At 71.9% G+C, this 19,297-nt stretch carries 19 protein-coding genes; 13 read left to right on the top strand and 6 right to left on the bottom strand.

Annotated elements, in window-relative coordinates:
- The first annotated feature begins 35 nt into the window (after nucleotides 1-35).
- On the top strand, nucleotides 36-872 hold the full coding sequence (locus DEI84_RS03805; protein WP_181420337.1) for a hypothetical protein: 837 nt from the start codon (nucleotides 36-38) through the stop codon (nucleotides 870-872).
- Between the two features lie 79 nt (nucleotides 873-951).
- Here the strand turns inward: DEI84_RS03805 and DEI84_RS03800 are convergent, their stop codons facing one another.
- Together DEI84_RS03800 and DEI84_RS03795 are read right to left on the bottom strand one after the other, a co-directional pair.
- Nucleotides 952-1,920: a beta-ketoacyl-ACP synthase 3 gene (locus tag DEI84_RS03800; RefSeq protein WP_110889735.1), complete on the bottom strand. Its 969-nt coding sequence runs from the start codon at nucleotides 1,918-1,920 to the stop codon at nucleotides 952-954.
- Nucleotides 1,921-1,983: 63 nt separating this feature from the next.
- On the bottom strand, nucleotides 1,984-2,373 hold the full coding sequence (locus tag DEI84_RS03795; RefSeq protein WP_110889734.1) for a ChaB family protein: 390 nt from the start codon (nucleotides 2,371-2,373) through the stop codon (nucleotides 1,984-1,986).
- A gap of 89 nt (nucleotides 2,374-2,462) precedes the next feature.
- On the opposite strand from DEI84_RS03795, the gene DEI84_RS03790 reads away from it, so the two are divergent.
- Complete coding sequence (locus tag DEI84_RS03790) at nucleotides 2,463-3,434, top strand: aldo/keto reductase (RefSeq protein ID WP_110889733.1); 972 nt, start codon at nucleotides 2,463-2,465, stop codon at nucleotides 3,432-3,434.
- A 68-nt stretch (nucleotides 3,435-3,502) separates the two neighbouring features.
- A complete protein-coding gene (locus DEI84_RS03785; protein ID WP_146236301.1) occupies nucleotides 3,503-3,826 on the top strand; it encodes a hypothetical protein in 324 nt (107 codons plus the stop codon).
- A 69-nt stretch (nucleotides 3,827-3,895) separates the two neighbouring features.
- On the opposite strand, the gene DEI84_RS03780 is transcribed toward DEI84_RS03785, so the two are convergent.
- Complete coding sequence (locus DEI84_RS03780) at nucleotides 3,896-5,170, bottom strand: ammonium transporter (RefSeq protein ID WP_110889731.1); 1,275 nt, start codon at nucleotides 5,168-5,170, stop codon at nucleotides 3,896-3,898.
- A gap of 176 nt (nucleotides 5,171-5,346) precedes the next feature.
- Nucleotides 5,347-6,417, bottom strand: a complete 1,071-nt coding sequence (gene zapE / locus DEI84_RS03775; RefSeq protein WP_258371689.1) for a cell division protein ZapE — start codon at nucleotides 6,415-6,417, stop codon at nucleotides 5,347-5,349.
- Nucleotides 6,418-6,552: 135 nt separating this feature from the next.
- Between zapE and DEI84_RS03770 the strand changes: the two genes are divergently transcribed.
- From DEI84_RS03770 to DEI84_RS03745, 6 genes are all read left to right on the top strand, one after another.
- Entirely contained in the window at nucleotides 6,553-7,464 is a 912-nt protein-coding gene (locus DEI84_RS03770; RefSeq protein WP_110889730.1) for a sulfurtransferase, read from the top strand.
- A complete protein-coding gene (locus tag DEI84_RS03765; RefSeq protein WP_110889729.1) occupies nucleotides 7,461-7,910 on the top strand; it encodes a SufE family protein in 450 nt (149 codons plus the stop codon). Before DEI84_RS03770 ends, DEI84_RS03765 begins: the two co-directional genes overlap by 4 nt.
- 284 nt (nucleotides 7,911-8,194) lie before the next feature.
- Nucleotides 8,195-8,605: a DUF6188 family protein gene (locus DEI84_RS03760; RefSeq protein WP_110889728.1), complete on the top strand. Its 411-nt coding sequence runs from the start codon at nucleotides 8,195-8,197 to the stop codon at nucleotides 8,603-8,605.
- Nucleotides 8,602-8,976 carry a hypothetical protein gene (locus tag DEI84_RS03755; protein WP_110825464.1) on the top strand — a complete coding sequence of 125 codons (375 nt, stop codon included), beginning with the start codon at nucleotides 8,602-8,604 and terminating at the stop codon, nucleotides 8,974-8,976. The genes DEI84_RS03760 and DEI84_RS03755 overlap by 4 nt, the downstream gene beginning before the upstream one ends.
- Nucleotides 8,973-9,368 carry a DUF6188 family protein gene (locus tag DEI84_RS03750; RefSeq protein ID WP_110825463.1) on the top strand — a complete coding sequence of 132 codons (396 nt, stop codon included), beginning with the start codon at nucleotides 8,973-8,975 and terminating at the stop codon, nucleotides 9,366-9,368. The genes DEI84_RS03755 and DEI84_RS03750 overlap by 4 nt, the downstream gene beginning before the upstream one ends.
- 48 nt (nucleotides 9,369-9,416) lie before the next feature.
- On the top strand, nucleotides 9,417-10,211 hold the full coding sequence (locus tag DEI84_RS03745) for a hypothetical protein (protein ID WP_110889727.1): 795 nt from the start codon (nucleotides 9,417-9,419) through the stop codon (nucleotides 10,209-10,211).
- A gap of 94 nt (nucleotides 10,212-10,305) precedes the next feature.
- On the opposite strand, the gene DEI84_RS03740 is transcribed toward DEI84_RS03745, so the two are convergent.
- Nucleotides 10,306-11,550, bottom strand: coding sequence for a S9 family peptidase (locus DEI84_RS03740; protein WP_181420336.1), 1,245 nt, complete (start codon nucleotides 11,548-11,550; stop codon nucleotides 10,306-10,308).
- Nucleotides 11,551-11,648: 98 nt separating this feature from the next.
- On the opposite strand from DEI84_RS03740, the gene DEI84_RS03735 reads away from it, so the two are divergent.
- The 4 genes from DEI84_RS03735 to DEI84_RS03720 all read left to right on the top strand — a co-directional run bounded on the left by DEI84_RS03735 (nucleotide 11,649) and on the right by DEI84_RS03720 (nucleotide 17,075).
- On the top strand, nucleotides 11,649-12,245 hold the full coding sequence (locus tag DEI84_RS03735) for a DUF3000 domain-containing protein (RefSeq protein ID WP_110889725.1): 597 nt from the start codon (nucleotides 11,649-11,651) through the stop codon (nucleotides 12,243-12,245).
- Nucleotides 12,238-13,596, top strand: coding sequence for an HRDC domain-containing protein (locus DEI84_RS03730; RefSeq protein ID WP_110889724.1), 1,359 nt, complete (start codon nucleotides 12,238-12,240; stop codon nucleotides 13,594-13,596). Before DEI84_RS03735 ends, DEI84_RS03730 begins: the two co-directional genes overlap by 8 nt.
- A gap of 126 nt (nucleotides 13,597-13,722) precedes the next feature.
- Nucleotides 13,723-14,934, top strand: a complete 1,212-nt coding sequence (locus DEI84_RS03725) for a thiolase family protein (protein ID WP_110889723.1) — start codon at nucleotides 13,723-13,725, stop codon at nucleotides 14,932-14,934.
- Nucleotides 14,935-14,936: 2 nt separating this feature from the next.
- Nucleotides 14,937-17,075: a 3-hydroxyacyl-CoA dehydrogenase NAD-binding domain-containing protein gene (locus tag DEI84_RS03720; RefSeq protein WP_110889722.1), complete on the top strand. Its 2,139-nt coding sequence runs from the start codon at nucleotides 14,937-14,939 to the stop codon at nucleotides 17,073-17,075.
- A gap of 193 nt (nucleotides 17,076-17,268) precedes the next feature.
- On the opposite strand, the gene dxs is transcribed toward DEI84_RS03720, so the two are convergent.
- Nucleotides 17,269-19,203 (bottom strand): 1-deoxy-D-xylulose-5-phosphate synthase, encoded by a 1,935-nt coding sequence (gene dxs, locus DEI84_RS03715; protein WP_110889721.1) that lies wholly within the window; start codon nucleotides 19,201-19,203, stop codon nucleotides 17,269-17,271.
- Nucleotides 19,204-19,297: the final 94 nt, after the last annotated feature.

Genomic DNA, 19,297 nt, shown 5'->3' with positions numbered 1-19,297 from the left:
GCCGCTCCGAGCACCCCCCGCGTAGCGTCGACGTCATGTCCCGCACCCCCAAGGGCCACGACGCGATCGTGCCGATGCCCCCCGCACCCGTCCAGACCGCCCCGTCCGCCGACGGTCAGCGCGTCCAGTCCGACGACACCTCGGGCTGGACCGCATGGCTGGACCGGGCGATCTCGGTGCAGCGGCCCGTCGTCGTCGCCCACGTCGCCCGTGTCCGTCGTCGTCACCCCGACGCCTCCCCGGCCGAGGTCATCGAGATCCTCGAGCGCCAGTACCTGACCGCCGTGACCTCCGGCGGCGCCGCCGTCGGCGCGAGCGCCGTCATCCCCGGCGTCGGGATGGTCGCGAGCCTCGGCCTGAGCGGAGCCGAGACGGTCGGGTTCCTCGAGGCCAGCGCGCTCTTCGCCCAGTCCGTCACCGAGGTGCACGGCATCACCGTCGAGGACCCGGAGCGCGCCCGCGCCCTCGTGATGGCGATGATGCTCGGCGCGCCCGGGACGCAGCTCGTCCAGCAGCTCGCGGGCCAGGCCCGCGGCGGCAAGGGTCGCACCGCGTTCTGGGGCGAGCTCGTCACGTCGTCGCTGCCGAAGCAGGCCGTGAGCGGCATCGGCGGGAAGCTGCGCAACACCTTCGTCAAGCGGTTCCTGACCCGCCAGGGCACGTCCGTCCTCGGCCGCGCCATCCCGTTCGGGATCGGTGCCGTCGTCGGCGGCCTCGGCAACCACGCGCTCGGGCGCAAGGTCGTCCAGTCCTCCCGCAGCGCGTTCGGTCCGCCGCCCGCGCACTTCGCGGTCGTGGTCGACGCCGAGCCGGTCGGCTCGGACTCCGCGAAGCCCCTCAGCAAGCGGCAGCAGCGCAAGCTCGACCGCTGACACGCCCGACGGACGGGAGGCCCGGCACCACCCGGTGGGGAGCCTCCCGTCCGTCGCCCGGGCGGGCCGGCGCTCGCGGTCAGCGGCGACGGACCGGCGTGGTGACCACCTGTCCGGCGTGCGCGAACCCGCCCCCGAACCCGAAGAGCAGCGCCGGGACACCCTCCGGCAGTTCCCCGCGGTGCCACGCCTTCGACAGACCGAGCGGCACGCTCGCTGCGGAGGTGTTGCCGGACTCGACGACGTCGCGCACGACGTACTTGCCCTCGCCGCCGAGCGCCGTGACGAGTGGCTCGATGATGCGCAGGTTCGCCTGGTGGAAGGCGAAGACCCCGATGTCGTCGAGGGTCAGGCCGGCCCGGTCGACGACCGCGCGCGCGTGTCCCTCGGCCTCGGTGATCGCCCACCGGTAGATGGAGCGGCCCTCCTGCTGGAACACCTCCGGGTCGTGCGTGACGCGGACGGCGTCCTGCAGGTGCGGCACGCTCCCCCACGACACCGGTCCGATCTGCGGCTCGTCGGAGACCTGCAGGACCGCTGCGCCGGCGCCGTCGCCCACGAGCACGCATGTCGAGCGGTCGGTCCAGTCGGCGATGCGCGAGAGCGTCTCGGAGCCGATGACGAGCGCGGTGTCGGCGGACCCGGAGCGGATGGCCTGGTCGGCGATCGCCATGGCGTACTCGAAGCCGCTGCACGCGGTGTTGATGTCGATGGGGGCCGGGCCGTTCGACATGCCGAGCGCTGCCGCCACCCGTCCGGCCGTGTAGGGCGAGCGGTCCCGGTGGGTGGTCGACGCGACCACGACCAGGTCGACGTCGGTCGGCGCGACGCCCGCGTCCGCCAGGGCGTTGCGCGCCGCCTCGGTCGCCATGGACGTCACGCTGTCGTCCGGGCCGGCGATGCGCCGGGTCCTGATCCCGGTGCGTGTCGTGATCCACTCGTCGTTCGTGTCGACCATCGTCGACAGTTCGTCGTTGGTGAGGATCCGGTCGGGCTGGTGGTGGCCGAACCCGGTGATCCGGCTGCCTCGGAGTGCTGGGATGTTCACCCGCAGAACGCTACGCCTGTCGTCCAACGTCGCATGCCGGGCACGGCATGGGGTGGGCGCAGATCAGTCGCGCGCCTTCGCCGTCGCTCGGCGGTTCGCCTTCTTGATCGCGTCGACGAGCTCGTCCTTCGTCATCCTCGAACGGCCGCTCACCTCGAGGCGCTTCGCGACGTCGAGTAGGTGCGCCTTCGAGGCGTTCGCGTCGACGCCCTCCTGCGTCGTGCCGGAACCGCGTGTGCCGGCGGCGCCCGAGTCCGACGGGCCGGCGGAGTCCTTCTCCTCCCAGTGGTCGCCGACCTTCTCGTACTCGTGCTTCACGGCGGCCCACGCGGTCCGGCCGGCGCGCTGTCCCTCGCCGTACTCGGCCTCGGCGGACCGCAGGGTGGCGCGGTAGACGTCCTGCGCGTGCTCCGGGGACCGCTGCAGCGTGCTCGGGATGTCGTCGTCGGGCATGGTCGTTCCTCCGTCGCGTGGTCGTCGAGGCCTCCACGGGTACTCCCGGGCCCTGACAGCGCGTCGAGCCGGGGGCGTAGACCTGGTGCATGGACTACACACACCTCGGACGGACAGGGCTGTCGGTGTCACGGGCAGTGCTCGGCACGATGAACTTCGGACCGGAGACCAGCGAGGACGACTCGCACGCGATCATGGACCGGGCGCACGAGCTCGGCGTCAACTTCTTCGACACGGCCAACGCGTACGGCGGCTCGGTGGGCAAGGGCGCCACCGAGGAGATCATCGGCCGGTGGTTCGCCAAGGGCGGCGGACGACGCGACAAGACGGTGCTCGCCACGAAGGTGTACGGCGAGATGACCGACTGGCCGAACGGCGGCAAGCTGAGCGCGCTGAACATCCGCCGGTCGATCGACGCGTCGCTCCAGCGGCTGCAGACCGACCACATCGACCTCTACCAGATGCACCACGTCGACCGGGCGACACCGTGGGACGAGATCTGGCAGGCGATGGAGATCGCGGTGGGCCAGGGCAAGGTCCTCTACGTCGGGTCGTCGAACTTCGCCGGGTGGCACATCACGCAGGCGCAGGAGGCCGCGCGGCACCGGAACTTCCTCGGTCTGGTCAGCGAGCAGTCGATCTACAACCTGGTCGTCCGTGACGTCGAGCGCGAGGTCCTGCCGGCCGCGCAGCACTACGGGCTCGGGGTGATCCCGTGGTCGCCGCTGCAGGGCGGACTGCTCGGCGGCGTGATCGAGAAGACCGAGAACGGGTCGCGCCGGTTGTCCGGGCGGAGCGCCGAGTACGTCGACGCCCACCGCGACCAGCTCACCGCGTACGAGTCGTTCGCGCAGGAGCTCGGGCACACCCCGGGGGAACTCGCCCTCGCGTGGCTGCTGCACCAGCCGGGCGTCACCGCCCCGATCACCGGCCCGCGCACCATGGAGCAGTGGGAGTCCGCCGTCCGCGCGGTCGACATCCGCCTCGACCAGGCCGCACTCGACCGCCTCGACGAGCTGTTCCCCGGCCACCAGACCGCACCCGAGGACTACGCCTGGTAGCACCGCACACCGGTCCGGGCACCGACGACTCCCGCTGGAGCCGGACCACCGACGAGAGGACGACCGCGATGACCACTTCCATGCCCAACGACCACGGCGGGGACGGCGGCAACACCGAGCTCGGCGAAGCGCTGCAGCACGAAGCCGCCACCACCGGCGACTCCGGGTCGGGCGAGGAGCAACCACGTGCCGAGGACGACCGTTCCGGACTCGACCTGGAGGACCGTGGGGACCAGGAACAGTCCGCGCTCGCCGCGCTCGGGAACGACGCCCGCGGAGGTGACGCCCTCGTCGGTGGCGGCGACGACCTCGGGGACACGTCCACCGGGACCCAGACCGACGACCAAGCGGTCCCCGACGGCTCGCGCGAGGACGGTGCCGACACGCACTGACCGCCGGCCGCACGACGACGGCCCCCGCTCCGAGTGAGCGGGGGCCGTCGTCGTGTGCGGCAGGAGCGGTCAGCGCACGCCGACCGGGCTGTTGTCCTCCTGGTCGTAGAGGACGTAGCCCTCCTCGCCGTGGACCGCGGTGTCGATGCCGGCGACCTCGTCCTCGGTCTTCACGCGGAAGCCCATCGTCTTCTCGATGAGGAAGCCGATCACGAAGGCCAGGACGAAGGAGTAGAGCCCGACGGCGAGGGCAGCGGCGGCCTGCTTGCCGAGCTGCTCGAACGAGCCCGAGTAGATCAGGCCGGTGTCGTTGGCGAAGAAGCCGAGGAACAGCGTGCCGAAGACACCGCCGACCAGGTGCACGCCGACCACGTCGAGCGAGTCGTCGAAGCCCAGGCGGTACTTCCAGTCGATCGCGAAGCAGCAGACGATGCCGGCGAGGAAGCCGAGCACGATGCCCCAGCCGGGCGTCAGGTTGGCGCAGGCCGGCGTGATCGCGACGAGGCCGGTGACGGCGCCCGAGGCGGCACCGACTGAGGTGGCCTTGCCGTCCTTGAGCTTCTCGATGAGCAGCCACCCGAGGATCGCGGCGGCGGGGGCGGCGAGCGTGTTCACCCAGGCGATCGCGGCGATGCCGTCAGCAGCGCCCTCGGACCCGGCGTTGAAGCCGAACCAGCCGAACCAGAGGATCGCGGCACCGAGCAGGACGAAGGGCGGGTTGTGCGGCTTGTGCGCACCCTTGGCGAAGCCGACGCGCTTGCCGAGCACGAGCGCCAGGGCCAGGCCCGCGGCACCGGCGTTGATGTGCACCGCGGTACCACCGGCGAAGTCGATGACGCCCCACGTGGCGGCCCATCCCGACGTCAGGTTGAACACCCACGAGGCGACCGGGAAGTAGACGACCGTGACCCAGATGCCGGCGAAGACCATCCACGCGCCGAACTTCGCGCGGTCGGCGATCGCACCGGAGATGAGGGCGACCGTGATGATCGCGAACGTGGCCTGGAAGCCGACGAAGGCCATCGACGGGTAGGCCGCCTGGATGTCCGACGACTGCGCCTCCTCGAACGCCTGGCCGAGGCCGAGCAGGTTCCAGTCGATGCTGAAGAAGCCGACGATTCCCGTCACGGCCGTGTTGTCCCCGTGGTTGGCGAAGGCGATCGCGTAGCCGTAGAGCACCCAGAGGACGCTCACCAGCGCGATGGCCCCGAAGGACATCATCATCATGCTGATGACGGACTTGGCCTTCACCAGACCGCCGTAGAAGAAGGCCAGGCCGGGTGTCATGAACAACACCAGCGCCGCCATGACCAACACGAACGTCGTGTTGCCCTGATCAAGCATGTGTGCACCTCTCGTCGCTGTGCGGCTCTCCGTCCGCCTCGGGTGCGACCGAGTCTGGCGACGACGTGTTTCACCGGGAGGCGCGCTCTGTTTCGCGGAGGTAACGTCACGGCGCGTTCTGTGAACGCTGTGTTTCGCGGCCCCGAGCGGCGCCCGGCAGGGGTGTTCCGGGACGCTCAGGAGGCCCGGGGCGACTCCTCCGCGCGGGTCAGCGCGACGACGCGGCTCGCGGCACGCAGGTACTTCTTGCGGTACCCGCCTTCGAGCATCACGTCGGGGTACACCGTGTCGAGCGGGATGCCCGAGGCGACGATCCGGACCTGCGAGTCGTAGAGGCGGTCGACGAGCGCCACCCACCGGAGCGCGTCGGTCTGGTCCGTGAACGCCTGCACGTCGGTCAGCCCGACGGCGTCGAGCCCGTCGACGAGCGCGACGTACCTGGACGGGTGCACGGACGCCAGGTGGGCCACGACGGACCGGAAGTCGTCCTGCGTGACGCGGGCCGGGCCTCCCGTCCCGGACGGCGTCGACGAGGTCAGGGCCGCCAGCGCGGCGGGGACGTCCTCGACGACCGACGCCGACTCGTCGACGGCACGACGACGGAAGTCCAGGCCGTCGATGCGCATCGTGTCGAACCGGTCGGACATCGCCTGGATCTCGCGGAGGAAGTCCTGCGCGGCGAAGCGCCCCTCACCGAGTGCCCCGGGCGGGGTGTTCGACGTCGCGGCGAAGCGCGTGCCGGTCTCGGTGAGCTCCTTGATGAGCCGGGTCATCACCATCGTGTCGCCCGGGTCGTCGAGCTCGAACTCGTCGATGCAGACGAGCGCGGTCCCGCGGAGCAGGTCGACCGTGCCCTGGAAACCGAGCGCCCCGACGAGCGCGGTGTACTCGATGAACGTGCCGAACGTCTTCCGTCCGCTGGCCGCGTGGTAGGCCGCGGCGAGCAGGTGGGTCTTGCCGACGCCGAACCCGCCGTCCAGGTACACGCCGGACTTCGCGGGCACCTCGGGCTCCTTGCGCTTCCGACCGAACAGCCCGCGCCTGGCCGGCTCGGGGACCGTCGTGACGAAGGTCTCGACCGCGTCCCGCACCTCGGCCTGCGAGGCGTACTCCGGGTCGGGCCGGTACGAGGCGAACGACGCTTCGGCGAACTGCGGCGGCGGCACGAGCGCGGCGGCCATCTGCTGCGGGGTGACCTGCGGGTCGCGGTCGACGAGGTGTTCCGGCGCGGGGCGCGGTTCTGGCACGGTGCGGGACCTTCCGTCGGCCTGTCGTCTGGTGTCACGTCACGGCTGCGACACGGTGCTTCCGCGTACCGTTGAGGGTGACGCGCAAGGACCGATCCTAGTCCGCGCGCCATCGATCCCCAGGAGGTACCCCCGATGACCGCACCGGTCGACCCGTCCGAGAAGTTCCGCTCCTACGCGCACCCCGAGCGCCTGGTGTCCACCGAGTGGCTGCAGGAGCAACTCGACGCCGGCGTGGGGTCGCCCGAACTCGTCGTGGTCGAGTCCGACGAGGACGTCCTGCTCTACGAGACCGGGCACATCCCGGGCTCGGTGAAGATCGACTGGCACACCGACCTCAACGACCCGGTGCAGCGCGACTACATCGACGGCGAGGCCTTCGCCCGGCTCGTCGGCGGCAAGGGCATCGGCCGCGACACCACCGTCGTCATCCACGGCGACAAGGACAACTGGTGGGCCGCGTACGCACTCTGGGTGTTCACGCTCTTCGGGCACGAGGACGTCCGCCTGCTCGACGGCGGCCGGGCGAAGTGGATCGCCGAGGGTCGGGCGATGACCACCGACCGGACGTCGGTCGACGCGGTGGAGTACCCCGTGGTCGAGCGCGACGACGCCACCGTCCGCGCCTTCAAGGAGGACGTCCTCGCACACCTGGGCAAGCCGCTCGTGGACGTCCGCAGCGCCCCGGAGTACTCGGGCGACCGCACGACCGCGCCGGACTACCCGGAGGAGGGTGCGCTGCGCGCCGGGCACATCCCGACCGCCGTCAACATCCCCTGGAAGTCCGCCGCCGCTGCCGACGGCACGTTCAAGTCGCGCGAGGAGCTCGACGCCGTGTACCGCGAGGGCGCCGGCATCGGCGACGCGGACGAGGTCATCGCGTACTGCCGGATCGGCGAGCGGTCGAGCCACACGTGGTTCGTCCTGCAGCACCTGCTCGGCATCGAGGACGTGAAGAACTACGACGGCTCATGGACCGAGTGGGGCAGCGCCGTCCGCGTCCCGATCGTGGTGGGCTCCGAGCCGGGTACGCTGCCTGCTCGATGACGGACGCAGCGCTCCCCCAGCCCCTCGCCGAGATCCGCGACGACTTCCTCGCGCTGACGCAGAACGACCGCCTGCAGCTCCTGCTCGAGTTCTCCGACGACCTGCCTGCGCTCCCGCCGCGCCTGCAGGGCCACGAGGACGAACTCGAACGCGTCGAGGAGTGCCAGTCGCCGGTCTTCATCACCGTCACTGTGGGCGAGGACGGCGACGGCCCGGACGTCGTCCGGATGCACGCCACGGCTCCGCGTGAAGCGCCGACCACGCGCGGCTTCGCGTCGATCCTGGCGCAGGGGCTCTCCGGCCTGACCGTCGAGCAGGTGCTCGCCGTGCCGGCGGACTACCCGCTGACGCTCGGGCTGAACGAGGCGGTCAGCCCGCTGCGGATCCGCGGCATGGTCGGCATGCTCGGTCGGGTGCAGCGGCAGGTGCGGGCGGCGGCCGCGTAGCGGCTTCTGGAAGACGGGAGGCGCGGTACCAGCTGGTGCCGCGCCTCCCGTCCGTGGTCCCCCGGCCCCGCGTCGACCTCCCCCGACGGACCACTGCCGCAAGCCGCCAGGTACCAGACCGACGCCGAGGCAGCCGGGCGCGAGTTGCTCATCTGGGTGCACGACGGCAGGATGCAGATGGTCGAGCTCCCGTGGTGCACCGACGCGATGCCGACCGAACTACCGCGTCTCGATCAGCTCGTCTTCCCCGCAGAGCGAGACGCCGGCGACGGCGAGAGGACACCGTGACGAACACCACGCCGGTTCCCATCCAGTTGCACGTCGCCGGCGACACGGTCGACGCCGTCACGATCGACACCGCCGTCACCGTCCGGTTCTCGAGCGGGGCGACCCTCCGGTTCGAGACCGCCTTCTCGCTGACCGAGACCGACGGCACGCACACCTTCATGGAACCGGGCGACCCACCCTCGCTCCTGCCGCTCCTCGCCCTGCACACGACGGTGGTGGAACGCGGTACCGTCACCGGCGCCCGCATCGACGTCCGCTTCGCATCGGGTGCGTTGCTGGAGGGGTGGTCCCACCGCGACCGGCCCTCGTGGCACTGGTCCGAACCAGGACGAGCGCGCCTGGACATCGACGTCCTGACCGGCGGCGAGGTCGTCGCTCGAACGCTGCCGGGAGGAACGGCGTCATGACGGACGACCTGTCGGTCGACGACCTGCGCCGACGCCTACCGGCGTCCGACCCGCTCGTCCCGGGCCGGGTGCACGAGGTGTTGTCCGCTGTCGCCGACGATGCCGAGGTCCTCACCTACGACGTGCCGGCACGCTCCTTCACCGAGGTCGTCCGGCGCAGCTACGCGCAGGACGAACCCAACCTGCTGCCACTGGTCGAACCACTCGGGCCGCTCGGGGACGCACTCGTCCTCGTGTGCCAGGTCGAGTCCGGGTCGGAGATCGTCACCGTCCTCCTCCGTGCTGCTGACCGGGTCTTCCTCTCCGCCACGGCGTACGACCGATCGGCGATCACCAGATCGCCCGACCGGCCGAGGAAGGAGACACCGTGACCGAAGACCACCGACTCGAGTTCACCGACGCCCGGGTGGACGTCCTCAGATTCACCTTCGAGACGAGCCTGGGGTTCTCGAACGGCACGACGATGCAGTTCGAGGCCGAGTTCGCGATCACCGGTCCGGACGGGGAACGCCGGATCGTGGACCCGACGGACCCGACGTCGCTCGCACCCGTCCTGGCCCTGCACGGCGACACGGTCACGGACGCGACACTCGACGGCCCCGACCTCCGGCTCCACTTCGCATCCGGAACGGTCCTCGAGGCCTGGCCCGACGACTCGTACGAGTCGTGGCAGTACGACGGCGGCGGGCCGGAGCGCCGGATGATCGTCGCCCTGCCCGGTGGTGGCCTGGCGGTCTTCGGACCACCAGCGACCTCCGACTGACCAGCCGTGCCACGATGAGGGCGCCATCGGACGAGGGGAACGGACGACGTGTTCGGCAAGCGCAAGAGGGACCAGCCATCGGGCTCCGAGTTCCACCATGCTGACAGCGATCAGCAGCTCTTCGCGCAACTCCTGGCCGAGACCAGGGCTGACCCGGAGAAGGTCTTCACCATCGAGATCGTCGGCCGCGGCAGACCCGGCCGTGACCTCGACGAACAGGTCGAACGACTCCGACGCTCCGGTGTGACGGCGTCACGTCCGCCGGCCACGGAAGCAGCAGCAGACCGCGCGTCCGGACGCGCCGATGCCTCCGCCGACGAGCTGGTCCCGCTCAGCCGCGAGCCCTTCACGGCCGAGACCGGTGACGTCTTCCTCATCCCGGACGGTGGCGGCAGGGTGCTGCTCGGGCACGTCCTCGCGACGCTGCACGATGCCGTGTACGTCGCGGTCTTCCAGCGCCCCGAGGACCTCCCGCGCCCCGCCGACCCGCTCGTCGTGCTCGCCACGCAGCCGGTGGTGGCCGGGCTCACCCTGCCGGCACGGTTCCAGCCGGGCATGTGGGAGGTCGTCGGCAACGTCGCCCCGGACACCGACCGTCTGTTGCCCGCGTACACCTGGGGCACCGACGTCGACGGCGTGCACGTCACGGACTTCGACGGGTCCCGCTCCCGACCCGCGACCGAGATCGAGGCGACGACGGTCCCCCGCCGCGTGGTCGTCTCGCCGTACTTCATCGACATCGCCGTCCGCGCCGTGGTCGGCCTCGTCGACTGGCACCCGGACTTCGAGCATCTCCGCTACCGCTCCACCCCGCGCTCCGTCGACCTCTTCCCCGCGCGCTGAAGCGGGCGCGGGCGGCCACCCCGGGTGGGGTGGTGACCACCCGTCGGACGGGAGGCGCGTCACCGCTGGTCCCGCGCCTTCCGTCCGACCCTGGTCACCGCACGTCGGCCGCCGGCCGCGGCTCGACCACGTCGGTGAGCCACGCCAGGATCCGCGCGTCGAACCAGTCGGCATCGTGGTTCCAGAGCTTCGTGTGCCGGGCGACATGCGCGACCTCGAGCTGCACCAGGTCCGGTCGTGCAGCGGCGAGGGCGCGTGCCGCCGACGAGGGGACGAAGCCGTCGTCGTCGCTGTGCAGCAGCAGGATCGGGACGTGGAGTTCGTCGGCGCGGGCGACCATGTCGAGTTCCCGCACGTCGATCGGCCGCTCGAGCCCGGCGATCCGGTGCACGACCGCGGTGCGGAGGACCCACTGCGCCACCTTGCGGACCGGCCGGGGCAGCCGGAGCGCGCGGCTCTGCGACTTGAGGACGGCGTTCCAGTCGACGACCGCCGAGTCCAGGACGACGCCGGTGACCAGTCCTGCGAGCCCGGAGCGGACCAGGGTCTGCAGGACCACGGCGCCGCCCATCGACCAGCCCATGAGGACGACGCTCGTGGCGCCCTGCTGCGCGACCCAGTCGAGCGCGGCGTCGACGTCCTCCCACTCGGTCGAGCCGAGACCGTAGCGCCCGTCCGCACTCGGGGGCGCGACGCCGTCGTTGCGCCACGACACCAGCAGCACCGAGTACCCGGCCGCGCGGAACACCGGGACGGCGCGGATCGTCTCGGCACGGGTGACGCCGCGACCGTGGACGAGGACCGCCCAGGGCGCGGCCGGGTCCTCGGCGCGGACCACCCAGGCGGGCGCGGGGCCGTTCGGGGTGAGCACGTCGACGTCCTCGACGGGGACGCCGAGCTCCTGCGGCGTCAGGTAGAACCAGCCGCCCCAGCGTCCGCGGCGTGCTGCGGTCGGGTCGCCGGCGTCCACGGCGATGATCCGCCGGGTGACGGTGGTGTCGGTCACGGCCAGGACCTCGCCGACCCGCATGTGCCCGGTGGCGGCGCCGAACCACAGGCTGTACCGGCCCTGGAGCTCTGTGTCGGGACTGCGGCCCAGGGTGACGGTCCGGGCCTCCAGGTCGACCGCGGTGATCGGGACCCGCTCGGTGCGCTTGCGGTCCGGGGTGACGACGGCGCGGGCGACGGCCACGACGGAGCCGGCGATGACCGCGACGCCGACGGCGGCGGCGGTCACACCGGTGCCGAGCGCGACGACGCCGGCCGAGCGCGCCGTGCGTCCAGCGGGGCCCGGCCGCGACCGACGTGTGGGACGGACAGCTGCGGGGCGGCGGAGCATGCGGGCCTCCAGGAAGAGGACGACTGCGGGCAGCACGACTGCGCGACGGACGGCGTGCCGCCCGCACCGGTGCTCGGTCCGGAGCCTAGTCTGCATCCGTGCCTGAACCCCGAGTCCCCGACGCCGAACCGGAGGCGTTCGCGCGTCTCCGCGCGTTCGTGTCGACGGGCAGGACCCGCACCGAGACCACGGTCACCGAGATCCCCTCGCCGAGCCGCATCGCGCCGTACTCGATCGCCCTCGCGGCGGACGTGTCCGGGGTCGTGCACGGCGTCGATTCGGACCTCGGCACCGGACGCTTCATCGCCCTGCACGACCCCGACGAGCCGGAGGGATGGGGCGGCGCGTACCGCATCGTCACCTTCGCGCAGGCCCCGCTCGAGCCGGAGATCGGGGTCGACGAGTTCGTCGCCGACGTGACGTGGAGCTGGCTGGTCGACGCCCTCGGCGCGCACGGCGCCCGGTACGCCAACGCCTCCGGCACGGCGACGAAGATCATCTCCCGCGGGTACGGCGAGCTCGCGACCCAGGGCGACGGTGCCCAACTGGAACTCCGGGCGTCGTGGACGCCCCTCGACGACGACCTGACGCCGCACGTGCAGGCCTGGGAGGAGATCGTGGCGATGCTCGCCGGTCTCCCCCCGGCCTCGGACGGCGTCTCGCTCCTGGCCCCTCGGAGGCTCGCCCGTGACTGAACCCGATCCCGCCTACGAGGCCGCGCACGCCGCCGTCCACGTGATCGAGAGCCGCGAGGAGTACCTCGACGCCGTGGCACGCATCGCCGCCGGCACCGGTCCGGTCGCCGTCGACGCCGAACGCGCCAGCGGCTACCGCTACTCACAGCGGGCCTACCTGATCCAGGTGTTCCGCCGCGGCTCCGGTTCCTTCTTGTTCGACCCCATCGCGATCGGCGACTTCAGCGACCTCCAGGCCGCGATCGTCGACGAGGAGTGGGTGTTCCACGCCGCGTCGCAGGACCTGCCGTGCCTCCGCGAGGTCGGCCTCGTCCCGACCCGCATCTTCGACACCGAGCTCGGTGCCCGGATCGCCGGGTTCCCGCGGGTGGGGCTCGGCGCGGTCGTCGAGCAGCTCCTCGGCATCACGCTCGCGAAGGCCCACTCCGCCGCGGACTGGTCGACCCGGCCGCTCCCGCAGGCCTGGCTCGTCTACGCCGCCCTCGACGTCGAGCTGCTCCCCGACCTGCGCGACTCCCTCGCCGAGGTCCTCGAGGCCGCCGGCAAGACCCGGATCGCCGAGGAGGAGTTCGCCGCCGTCCTCGCCCGTGCCCCGAAGCCCCCGCGTGCCGAGCCGTGGCGGCGTCTCTCCGGGATGAACGTGCTCCGCGGTGCCCGTGCCCTCGCGATCGCACGGTCGCTGTGGCAGGCACGCGACGTTTACGCGCAGGAGACCGACATCGCGCCGGGCCGGACCATCCCGGACGCCGCGATCGTCGCCGCTGCCGCCGCCGCTCCCGCCTCCCGGGCGGAACTCAGCGCGCTCAAGACGTTCACCGGGCGGGCCAGCCGCTCCGAGCTCGACCGCTGGTGGGCCGCCGTCGAGGAAGGCCGGACCACCGAGGACCTGCCGCGCCTGCGTGGCGGGGGTGAGCCGAGCCTCCCGCCGCCCCGCGCCTGGGCCGACCGCAACCCGGACGCGGACCGTCGGTACCGCGCCGCGCGGGCCGCCGTCACGGCCCGGGCCGCCGAGCTCGACCTGCCCGTCGAGAACCTGCTCACCCCGGAGACGCTCCGTCTCGTGTCGTGGAACCCGCCGGCGACCGTCGCGACGGAGACCGTCGGTGCCACGCTCGCGTCGCACGACGCCCGGCCGTGGCAGGTCGAGGAGACCGCGTCGGTCATCGCACACGCGTTCGAGGTGGCAGCGGACCGGTCCGTCGCGGACCCGGCGGCAGTGGTCACCGCGACCACGGCCTCCCGGCCGGACGGCGAGCCGGACGACGCGGCGCTCGACGCCGCTCAGCAGGGTGACGCCGCTCTTGTCGCAGACGGACAGCCCGACGCCGCCACCGGGACGACCGGCTCGTAGGAACCGCCCAACCGACGTGCCGCCGCTCAGCCGGGGGTACTAGCGTCGGAGCGTCGCCGGGCGAGGCCCGGCCAGGTCGGGGCGACAGGACCCCCGGCCCGATCGTTGTGGATCTGGAGGCTCGCATTGCCGAAGACATCAGACGTCGTGTTCGTGGACGGTGTCCGCACACCGTTCGGCCGCGCCGGTGAGAAGGGCGTCTTCTGGCGCACCCGTGCCGACGACCTGGCGGTGCACGCGATGCGTGGCCTGCTCGACCGGAACAGCTCGCTGGACGGTGCCGCCGTGGACGACGTCGCGGTCGCCGCGACGACCCAGCAGGGCGACCAGGGTCTGACCCTCGGGCGCACCGTCGGCATGCTGGCCGGTCTGCCGAAGTCCGTCCCCGGCTACGCGATCGACCGGATGTGCGCCGGCGCGATGACGAGCGTCACGACCCTGGCCGGCGCGATCGCGTTCGGCGCCGCCGACGTCGCCATCGCGGGCGGCGTCGAGCACATGGGCCGCCACCCGATGGGCTTCAACGCCGACCCCAACCCCCGCTTCGTCGCGGAGCGCATGGTCGCCCCGGACGCGCTCGTGATGGGCAACACCGCCGAGCGCCTGCACGACCGCTTCCCCGCGATCACGAAGGACCGCACCGACGCCTTCGCCGTGCAGTCCCAGCAGCGCTACGCCGCCGCCTGGGGCGCCGGCAAGCTGCAGCCCGACGTCGTCCCCGTCGAGGTGAACACCGGCCAGGGCTGGGACATCGTCTCGAAGGACGAGCCGCCCCGACCGGGCACCACCCTGGAGGCCCTGGCTGCGTTGAAGACGCCGTTCCGGCCGCATGGACGGGTCACCGCCGGCAACGCCGCGGGCCTGAACGACGGCGCGACGATGAGCCTGCTCGCGTCCGAGGACGGCGCGAAGCAGCACGGCCTGCCGACCAAGATGCGCATGGTGTCCTTCGCCTTCGCCGGCGTCGAGCCCGAGGTCATGGGCGTCGGTCCGGTGCCCGCGACCGACAAGGCGCTGCGGAAGGCCGGGCTGTCGATCGACGACATCGGTCTGTTCGAGATCAACGAGGCGTTCGCCGTGCAGGTGCTCGCGTTCCTCGACAACTACGGCATCGCGCAGGACTCCCCGAACGTGAACGCCTGGGGCGGCGCCATCGCCGTCGGGCACCCCCTCGCGTCGAGTGGCGTCCGCCTGATGACCCAGCTCGCAGCGCAGTTCGCCGAGCGCCCGGACGTCAAGTACGGCATCACGACGATGTGCATCGGGCTCGGCCAGGGCGGCACGGTCATCTGGGAGAACCCGAACTTCAGCAAGAGCGCGGCACGGAAGGCGGCCTGACCATGACCATCGCACCGACCGACCAGTTGACGGCCCTGAGCGAGGACGAGGTCGTCACCCACTCGTACGTCAAGCACGTCGCGCTGCCCTCCGGCGGCACCCTCGCGCTCATCACGCTCGACAACGGCAAGGACTACAAGCGACCCTCGACGCTCGGGCCGCGCACGATGCGTGAGCTGTCCGACGTGCTCGACGGGCTCCGCGCTTCGGCGGCGGCGGGCGACATCCAGGCCGTCGCCGTCACCGGCAAGGAGTACTGCTTCGCCGCGGGCGCCGACCTCTCGCAGGCTGCCGCACTGCCCTCGCGCGAGGTCGCGCACGAGCTCGGCGTCCTCGGGCACGCCACCCTCCGCAAGTTCAGCGAGCTCGGGGTCCCGTCGTTCGCGTTCGTCAACGGCATCGCGCTCGGCGGCGGGCTCGAGGTCGCGCTGCACTGCACGTACCGCGTGTTCTCGTCCGCCGCGCAGGGCATCGGGCTGCCCGAGGTCTTCCTCGGCATCATCCCCGGCTGGGGCGGCGCGACGCTGCTCCCCCGGCTCATCGGTCCCGAGAAGGCCCTCCGGGTCATCGTGGAGAACCCGCTGAAGAACAACCGCCTGATGGACGGCAAGGCCGCGGTCGAGCTCGGCATCGGCGACGCGCTCATCCCGTCGGTGACGTTCCTGCCGTCCGCGGTCGCCTGGGCCGACGGCGTCGTGGCGGGCCGGACCAAGGTCACGCGGAAGAACGAACCCGGGATGCTCGAGAAGGCAGCCTGGGGCACGGTCGTCAAGGTCGCACGCAGCCAGGTCGCGTCGAAGATCGGCACGGTCCCGAAGTCCCCGTTCCGTGCGCTCGACCTGGTCGCCGCGGCGAAGTCGGGATCGCTCGACGAGCGGTTCGCGGGGGAGGACGACGCCCTCGCCGACCTCCTGGCCGGCGACCAGTTCGCCGCGTCGATGTACGCGTTCGACCTCGTGCAGAAGCGTGCCAAGCGTCCCGTCGGTGCCCCCGAGGGCGTCGACGCGAAGAAGATCACGAAGGTCGGCGTCCTCGGCGCCGGGCTCATGGCGTCGCAGTTCGCCCTGCTCTTCGCCCGCCGTCTCGGTGTGCCCGTCGTCATCACCGACGTGTCGCAGGAGCGGGTCGACGCGGGGGTGGCGCGGATCGCCGGTGAGGTCGCGAAGCTCCTCGAGAAGGGCCGCATCTCCCCCGACGACGCGAACCGCATCACCGGACTCGTCTCCGGGTCGGTGTCCTACGACGCGTTCGCCGACGCCGACTGGGTCATCGAGGCCGTCTTCGAGGAGATGAGCGTCAAGCAGGAGGTGTTCCGCAAGATCGAGCAGGTCATCGCGCCGGACGCGATCCTCGCGACGAACACGTCGTCGCTGTCCGTCGACGAGATGGCCTCGGTCCTGACGAACCCCGAGCGTCTGGTCGGCTTCCACTTCTTCAACCCGGTCGCGGTGATGCCGCTGCTCGAGGTGGTGCGGGCGGCGAAGACCTCGGACGAGGCACTCGCCACCGCGCTCGCGGTCGCGAAGACCCTGAAGAAGACGGCGATCGTCACCGCCGACCAGCCGGGCTTCGTCGTCAACCGGGTGCTCGCCCGGGTGCTCGGCGAGGCCATGCGCGGCGTCGAGGAGGGCACCTCCTTCGAGACCGTCGCCGAGGGGGCCACTCCCCTGGGCCTGCCGATGTCGCCGTTCGAGCTGCTCGAGCTCGTCGGTCTGCCGGTGGGCGCGCACGTGCTCGACTCGCACCACGCTGCGTGGCCGGAGCGCTTCTACCCCGGCGACGGACTGAAGCGGATCGCCGAGCACGGCACGATCCTGACCCGCGACAAGAAGGGCAACGCGACCGGGTACGACCCCGCCGCCGTGAAGCTCGTCGCGCCGTCGAAGAAGGACGCGAAGCCGGTCGACGCTGCCGAGATGCAGCGCCGGTTCGAGGACGCCCTGGCCGACGAGGTGCACCGCATGCTCGAGGACCACGTGGTCGAGCACGTCGAGGAGATCGACCTCGGGCTCATCCTCGGCGCGGGCTACCCGTTCCAGGCCGGCGGCATCAGCCCGTACCTCGACCGCAGCGGAGCCTCGGAGCGCGTCTTCGGCGGCACGTTCCACGAGCCGCGGATCGTCGGCCCCGCCAGCCGCTAGCCCGGCCGGCCGGGGCCCCGGCCCCGGCCCGGCCCCGGCCCCGGCACCGGCCGGACCCGCACAACAGGAACCGCCTCGAACCACGGACGTCCGTGGTTCGAGGCGGTTCCCGTTGTGCCGTGCCGAAGTGCGCCACGGCTGCGGGCGCGGGTCGGCGGGGTCCGCCCGGGCAGCGCCGGGCAGCGCCGGGCGTTCAGCGCTCGGCGGACTCCCGCGAGCGGGCCGGCTTCGCCTGGGGCACCTTCGTGCCGACGACCTGGTCGATGACGTCGCGGGCGATGGCCTGCGCCGTCAGCCCGGCGTCAGCGAGGATCTGGGTCCGGCTGGCGTGGTCGATGAACTCGTCCGGGAGCCCGAGCTCGTTCACACCGGTGTCGACCCCGGCAGCGCGGAGGTCCTGCCGCAGCCGGGTGCCCACACCGCCGACCCGGACGCCGTCCTCGATGGTGATGACGAGTCGGTGGTCGCGGGACAGGTCGATGAGCGACACCGGGATCGGGACGACCCAACGCGGGTCGACGACGGTCACGCCGATGCCCTGCGCCTCGAGGAGCGCCGCCGCCTCGAGCGCGGTCGGCACCATCGACCCGACGGCCACGACGAGGACGTCCGGTTCCTGGTCGTCGGCGGGCCTCCGGAGCACGTCCACCCCGTCCACCAGCCGTTCGACCGCGGGGATGTCCGGTCCGACCTGGCCCTTCGACCACCGGAGCACGGTCGGGGCGTCGTCGACGGCCACGGCCTCCCGGAACTCCTCGCGGAGGGTCGCAGCGTCGCGCGGGGCGGCGATCCGGATGCCGGGCACGACCTGCAGGAGCGCGAGGTCCCACATGCCGTGGTGCGACGGACCGTCGGGGCCGGTGATGCCCGCGCGGTCGAGCACGAACGTGACGCCGGCCCGGTGCAGGGCGACGTCCATGAGCACCTGGTCGAACGCGCGGTTGAGGAACGTCGCGTAGAGGGCGACGACGGGGTGCAGACCGCCGTAGGCGAGCCCTGCAGCGGTCGTCACGGCGTGCTGCTCGGCGATGCCGACGTCGTAGACACGGTCGGGGTGCGCCTGCTCGAAGAGGTGCAGGCCGGTCGGCCGGAGCATCGCGGCCGTGATCGCGACGATGCGGGGGTCCTCGTGCCCGACCTCGGCGAGGGTGGTCGCGAAGACCGAGGTCCACGACGGACCCGACGACACGTCGAGCGACTCCCCGGTCTCGGGGTCGATGTGCCCGACGGCGTGGAACTGGTCCGCCTGGTCGCGGAGCGCCGGCGCGAAGCCGTGGCCCTTCTCCGTGATGGCGTGCACGATGACCGGGGACCCGTAGCCCTTCGCCTGCCGGAGCGCCGCCTCCATCGCCTGCTGGTCGTGCCCGTCGACGGGGCCGACGTACTTGATGTCGAGGTTCGAGTACAGCGCCTCGTTGTTCGTGAACCGGGACAGGAATCCGTGCAGGCCACCCCGGAGTCCCCGGTACACCGCTCGGCCGGGCGCCCCGAAGAGGTCGGCCGCCGCACGGCTCTTCTCGTACAGCGTGCGGTACTCGCGACGGGTCCGCACCGAGCTGAGGAAGCGGGCCATGCCGCCGATCGTCGGCGCGTAGGACCGGCCGTTGTCGTTGACGACGATGACCAGTCGACGGTCGTTCTGGTCGGAGATGTTGTTGAGCGCCTCCCAGGTCATCCCGCCGGTGAGGGCACCGTCGCCGACGACGGCGACGACCGTGCGGTCGCTCTGCCCCGTCTGCTGGAACGCGCGGGAGATCCCGTCCGCCCAGGACAGCGACGACGACGCGTGTGAGGACTCGACGATGTCGTGCTCCGACTCGCTCCGCTGCGGGTACCCGGCGATCCCGCCACGTTCGCGGAGGTGCGAGAAGTCCTGCCGTCCGGTGACGAGCTTGTGCACGTAGGACTGGTGCCCGGTGTCGAACACGAACGGGTCGTGCGGCGAGTCGAACACGCGGTGCATCGCGAGCGTCAGCTCGACGACGCCGAGGTTCGGCCCGAGGTGCCCGCCGGTCTTCGCGACCTCGGCGACCAGGAAGCTGCGGATCTCCGCTGCGAGGTCGGTCGTCTGCGCGTCGGAGAGACGCTTCAGGTCGCGCGGCGACGTGATGCTGGCGAGCAGGCTCACGGGCGATCCTTTCGTGCGGTGTCGGCCCACTCTATGCGCGTGACCCGACAGCAGACGGGAGGCCCGCCACCAGCTGGTGACGGGCCTCCCGGAG

The organism is Curtobacterium sp. MCBD17_023 (assembly GCF_003224415.1).
In the GTDB taxonomy this organism is placed as follows: domain Bacteria; phylum Actinomycetota; class Actinomycetes; order Actinomycetales; family Microbacteriaceae; genus Curtobacterium.
This window is presented reverse-complemented; position numbering and strand designations above follow the sequence as displayed.

What these genes read in the sequence shown, in the direction of transcription:
- DEI84_RS03720 (WP_110889722.1), top strand. Translation starts at nt 14,937, where the DNA reads ATGACCATCGCACCGACCGACCAGTTGACGGCCCTGAGCGAGGACGAG.
- DEI84_RS03755 (WP_110825464.1), top strand. Translation starts at nt 8,602, where the DNA reads ATGACGGACGACCTGTCGGTCGACGACCTGCGCCGACGCCTACCGGCG.
- DEI84_RS03780 (WP_110889731.1), bottom strand. Translation starts at nt 5,170, where the DNA reads ATGCTTGATCAGGGCAACACGACGTTCGTGTTGGTCATGGCGGCGCTG.
- DEI84_RS03770 (WP_110889730.1), top strand. Translation starts at nt 6,553, where the DNA reads ATGACCGCACCGGTCGACCCGTCCGAGAAGTTCCGCTCCTACGCGCAC.
- DEI84_RS03795 (WP_110889734.1), bottom strand. Translation starts at nt 2,373, where the DNA reads ATGCCCGACGACGACATCCCGAGCACGCTGCAGCGGTCCCCGGAGCAC.
- DEI84_RS03740 (WP_181420336.1), bottom strand. Translation starts at nt 11,550, where the DNA reads ATGCTCCGCCGCCCCGCAGCTGTCCGTCCCACACGTCGGTCGCGGCCG.
- DEI84_RS03765 (WP_110889729.1), top strand. Translation starts at nt 7,461, where the DNA reads ATGACGGACGCAGCGCTCCCCCAGCCCCTCGCCGAGATCCGCGACGAC.
- DEI84_RS03805 (WP_181420337.1), top strand. Translation starts at nt 36, where the DNA reads ATGTCCCGCACCCCCAAGGGCCACGACGCGATCGTGCCGATGCCCCCC.
- DEI84_RS03790 (WP_110889733.1), top strand. Translation starts at nt 2,463, where the DNA reads ATGGACTACACACACCTCGGACGGACAGGGCTGTCGGTGTCACGGGCA.
- DEI84_RS03785 (WP_146236301.1), top strand. Translation starts at nt 3,503, where the DNA reads ATGACCACTTCCATGCCCAACGACCACGGCGGGGACGGCGGCAACACC.